The organism is uncultured Campylobacter sp., assembly GCF_938045535.1.
In the GTDB taxonomy this organism is placed as follows: domain Bacteria; phylum Campylobacterota; class Campylobacteria; order Campylobacterales; family Campylobacteraceae; genus Campylobacter_B.
On sequence record NZ_CALIMQ010000082.1, the window covers coordinates 1 to 4,706 of the forward strand.

A 4,706-nucleotide genomic window follows, 5' to 3' on the forward strand; every position below is an offset into this window, starting at 1 on the left:
CGCTCGCGCTAATTTTTATGTCGCGGCTGCGCCGCATGAAATTCTAGCATAGTCGCGCTGAAAATAGCTACATTGCGTAAATTTAACGCAAATTCTCTCTGAAATTTTAGCGCAAAGCCAAGCTGTAAAACTCTCGTGCGAAATTGCGGGTTGGAATTCTGCTGCGAAATTCTACATCTAAGCCCAACCCCTGATTAATTCTGCGCCTACAATAGGCGAGTTGCATTCCAGATTTAATTTAAGAACTCTATTACATCGCGGGCGTAAAATTTAAAATTCCACGGCGAAATTCTACGTCTAAATCGTTCGCGTCTGAAGCGAAAAGGCCTTTTAGTCAGAGCCTAAAGCGAGACGACCTTTGAGCCGAAGCCCCCTTCTGCGGGCGTGCCGTCGCGAAAGCCCTTGACGCTGGGATGCGATTTTAAAAATTCCTTTACTGCGAACGCGAGCTTGCCCGTGCCGATGCCGTGCTTGACGATGATCTCATCAAAGCCCATCACGAGGCTTTGGCTGATGAATTTATCAAGCCTGCTGATCGCTTCCTCGGCGCGCAAGCCGTGCAGATCGAGCACGAGCGACGCGGAGGTGGGCTTTTGCACCTTGATGCTGATGTTTTTTGCGGGCGCGGGCGTCGCACCGCTGCGCTTTAGCTCGCTAAGCGGCACGCGCAGCCTGATACCGTCGCTTAGCATCAGCGCCTGGGTTTTGCTAAGCGATAAAATTTCGCCCTTGATCTTGCCGTATTTGACGCGATCGCCCACCTTGAGGCTTTGCGGCTCGGGCATGCTGAGTTCGGGCTGCTGCACGGCCCGTGCGAGCTCGTTTGCGCGGTTTATGGCGCGCTGCTTTTCTCGTACGTCGCTTAGGCTTACGCTGCGTTTGGCCTCCGAAATGGCGCGGTAGTATTCGTTTTGCAGCCTTGAAAGCTCCGCCTTCAGCTCGCTTTGCGCGCGCTCGCGCTGATCTTTCAGCGCCTCGCTCAGCGCGTCGAGTTTGTCCTCTTTTTGCTGCGTTTGGGCTAGTTTTTGTTTTAGCTCAAGCTCCAAATTTATCGCTTTTGAGATCGCTTCGTTTAAATTTTCTTTGTTTTCGCCGTAGTTTTTGCGCGCCGCGGCGATCAGGTTTTGCGCTATGCCGTAGCGCAGCGCGGTTTCAAAGGCGTAGGATTTGCCGATCGTACCCTTTAAAAACTCATATTTCGGCGCGCTGTTTTTCTCGTCGTAAAGCGCCGCCAGCAGCTCCACGCGCGGATCCTTTGCGAGCAGCATCGCCAGGCGCTTGTGATGCGTGGTGATGATCATCTTCACGTCGCCGCTTATTAGCTGCTCGATCATCGCGCCGTATAGGCTCGCAGCCTCCTCAAAATCGGTACCAAGCTCGATCTCATCGACGCCGATTAGAATTTCTTTGCGCCCGAATAGCTTGCTAAAGGCAACCATCCTGCCCGCGAAGGTCGAGATGTCGTTTTTGGAGTTTTGAGGATCCTCCATTATGAGCTCGAACTCTTTAAAGGTACCGATGCGGCTGAGGCTTGCGCGAATAGGCATCGGAAGGAGGTACTTAGCTAGCAGCGCCGCGCTTAGAATGCTTTTTAAAAGCATCGATTTTCCGCCCGCATTCACGCCTGTGATGAGCAGAATTTTACCGCTAAATTCCACGCTCACGCGCTTTGGATTTTTAAGCGCGGGGTGGGCGAAGCTGTCTAGGACAATGTCGCGCGAGGGCTCAGGCAGGACGAACTCATAATCGCTCGCTCTTGCCATCGCCGCGCGCGCAATCAGCGCGTCAATCGCGTCGAAAGCGGCGTTTATAAATTTCAGAAAAGCTAAATTCTTATTAAAAACCGCGCTGATCTGCTTGCAGTGCTCGAATACGATCTGCTCTTTTTTATCCAAAATCGCGCTTTGAGCGGACTTCAGAGCCGCGATCGCGTCTGGAAGCACGTAAAAATAGCCTCCGCTTGAGCGCGCTACGACGCTGCCTTTTAACACGTGATTAAAGCCGCCGCGCACCAGCAGAGCCTCGGTGTCGCTTATGTAGTGGATCTGCGTGTCGGCGAGATAGGGCGAAAGGGCTTTGGAATAGATCAGCCTTTTTAGCGTCTGCTCGATCTCGCCTTTTTTTATCTTAAACGCCTCGTTTAGCGCGCCGAAGCGCTCGTCTATCGCGTCGCGAAAGCCGCCCTGATCGTCGAAATAATCTTTTAGTTGCGCGATGGGCTGCGGGATCTCGATCTTTGCAAGCCAAGCGGCGAGTTTGCCCTCAAAAGGCTGCTTTTTGAGATACAAAAAATATCGGACGATCTTGCTAAACTCGTAAATTTCGCTGATATGAAGCACGCCATGCTTTGAGATGCGCATCAGCGCGTCGTCTAGGTTCGCGACGCTCTCGCACTGCGCCAGATCAAATTTCGTAAGCTCTGAAATTTTTTCAAAATTTAGCTTGCTATCGCCGCTTAAAAACAGCGGCTTTTCGCGCGCTAAAAAGCTTTTAAATTTGGCTAGATACTCGCCCAGATCGAGGCGCGTAAAAAGTTCGTCACTGATCATAAACGCACTCTTTGATTTTATAAGTTTTACCCTTAAACTCCGCGCCCGCGCTCTTTTTGGCGATGAAAGCGCCCATCGAAAAGGAGTAGGTGAAATTTTCTCGCGTTACGATCTGCGCGGAGCCTTGCTCTTTGTCTGCAGCGAAATTTTGCGTAGTTTTAGAATTTTGAGCGGAGCCTTGCGGATCGGAGGTTTGTGTGTCGCCTCGTTGCGCGGAATTTTGCGTAGAATTTTGTGAGGCAGGGCTTCGCGTATCTCCTTGATTCGCGGAATTTTGCGGCGCGAGGCTCTCGCTTTGGGGTGCGGAATTTTGCCGTGTGCGGTTTTGCTGCGTAGAATTTTGCGAAGTAGGGCTTTGTGCGGAATTTTGCCCGTCCGAGACGGCGCCGTTCATTTGCGCGGCTGAAGCTTGTTCGTTCGTTTGCGCAGCAGAGCTTTGCGCGGCAGAAGCGGTCTTGTTCTGCTCTTTTAAATTTGCTTCATCCGCTTGCGAGCTTAAATTTTTCGCATCCGAGCCGCGCGTTTCAGAAGCGGAATTTATCGCGCCGCCGCATCTTAATCTGGCGCCTGCGTTAAATTTAAAAACCATCTCCTCCTCAAGCTTGGCGGATCGCTCGCTCGCGCTTTCGTAAAGATACGCCCCCGCGCACAGCAGCACGATCAGCGCCGTGGCGATGATTTTAGCCCTTTTGCTTAAAATTTCGTCCCGCACGAAAAAGATCGCCGCGATAAATAAAAATGCGAAAATAAACACCAAAAATCTCAAATTTTATCCTTGCCCGCCCGCTGCGGAGTTCGTTTCATAAATTCGGCGAGAGTTTTCAAGCTTAAAATTCTCCGCGCAGCTGATAGGTGATGTCGCCTGCGCCAAATCCGATCACGAGCCCGTCGTTTATGATGTGGCGGACGCCGAAAATATCGCTAAATTCTATCCGCTCGCCGTTTCTAAAGACCCGCTCAGTAAATAGCGCTCCGATCCCCTTAAATTCCTCTTTCAGATCGATGCCGTTACTAGGCTCGCCCGCAGCGTAAACGGGCAGTACGACTAACTCCTCCACGCCCGCAAAGCACTCTTTAAAGGCGTTTAAATTCGCCTTAAGTCTGCTGAAGCGGTGCGGCTGAAAGATCGCCGTGATCTTGCTAAGACCTAGCAGGCTAGCGTATTCGCGCGCGCTTTGCAGCGTCGCTCTGATCTCGGTAGGATGGTGGCCGTAGTCGTCGATGAGCACGAAGTTTGGGGTGGCGCACAGGATGTCGAAGCGCTTTTTGATCCCTTGGTAATTCAGTAAATTTTTGCGGATCTGCTCTAGCCCCGTCTCGCATGCCGCGGCTAGGATCGCTAGCGACGCATCGATTGCGATGTGCCTTCCTAGCCCGTAAACCTCGAAGCGTCCGAGCTCTTTAAGATTAAAACTCATAAACGGCTGATGATTGCGCAGCAGCACCTTTAGATCCGTTATGTCGCGCGAAGGAAAGAGCTTGATACAGCTAAGCTTAATGGAGCTTAAAAACTCATCCTCGGCGTTTATCACGCGGATCTTAGCGCGCTCCAAAAAGCCGCGATACGCCGCGTGAAATTTATCCAAATCGTTGTCGTAATGATCCATATGCTCGGGTTCGGCGTTGGTCACGACCGCGACGTAGGGGTTGGAATTTAAAAAGCTCGAATCGCTCTCGTCGGCTTCGAAGATGATGTTTTCGCTATTTTCATATTTCATATTCGAGCCGAACTGCTTGGAGATCGCGCCGATGATGACCGAGCCGTTTATCAGCGCCGAGGTTATCGCGCTCGTGGTGCTTTTGCCGTGCGCGCCGGCGACTGCGAAGACGCGCTTGTCTTTTAGCACGAAGGGCAGGGCCTCCTTGCGCGAGAGGCAGACGATCCCCTTTTTGCGCGCGGCTTGCAGCTCGACGTTGTCCTCTTTGATCGCGGCGGAGTAGATGACGATCTCCTGATCCTTGATCGCCGAAGCGTCGTGCGGCGTGATGATCTCCATGCCGTCCGCTCTTAGCTTGTAGGTCGTCTCGCTCTCTTTGATATCAGAGCCTGAAATGATAAAATTTTTCTCGTGTAAAAATCTTGCTAATGCGGAGATGCCTATGCCGCCGATGCCGATAAAATGGATCGCGTGGATCCCCTTTAAATCTTTGAGCAAT

Annotated in this window: 3 protein-coding genes; all 3 read right to left on the minus strand. The window is 51.8% G+C overall.

Features of this window, described 5'->3' with window-relative positions; genetic code table 11:
* Positions 1-341: 341 nt before the first annotated feature.
* The 3 genes from Q0095_RS02735 to murC all read right to left on the minus strand — a co-directional run bounded on the left by Q0095_RS02735 (position 342) and on the right by murC (position 4,684).
* A complete protein-coding gene (locus tag Q0095_RS02735; RefSeq protein WP_297881130.1) occupies positions 342-2,549 on the minus strand; it encodes an endonuclease MutS2 in 2,208 nt (735 codons plus the stop codon).
* Positions 2,539-3,315: a hypothetical protein gene (locus tag Q0095_RS02740; RefSeq protein WP_297881132.1), complete on the minus strand. Its 777-nt coding sequence runs from the start codon at positions 3,313-3,315 to the stop codon at positions 2,539-2,541. Before Q0095_RS02740 ends, Q0095_RS02735 begins: the two co-directional genes overlap by 11 nt.
* A 61-nt stretch (positions 3,316-3,376) precedes the next feature.
* Positions 3,377-4,684 carry a UDP-N-acetylmuramate--L-alanine ligase gene (murC, locus tag Q0095_RS02745; RefSeq protein ID WP_297881134.1) on the minus strand — a complete coding sequence of 436 codons (1,308 nt, stop codon included), beginning with the start codon at positions 4,682-4,684 and terminating at the stop codon, positions 3,377-3,379.
* Positions 4,685-4,706: the final 22 nt, after the last annotated feature.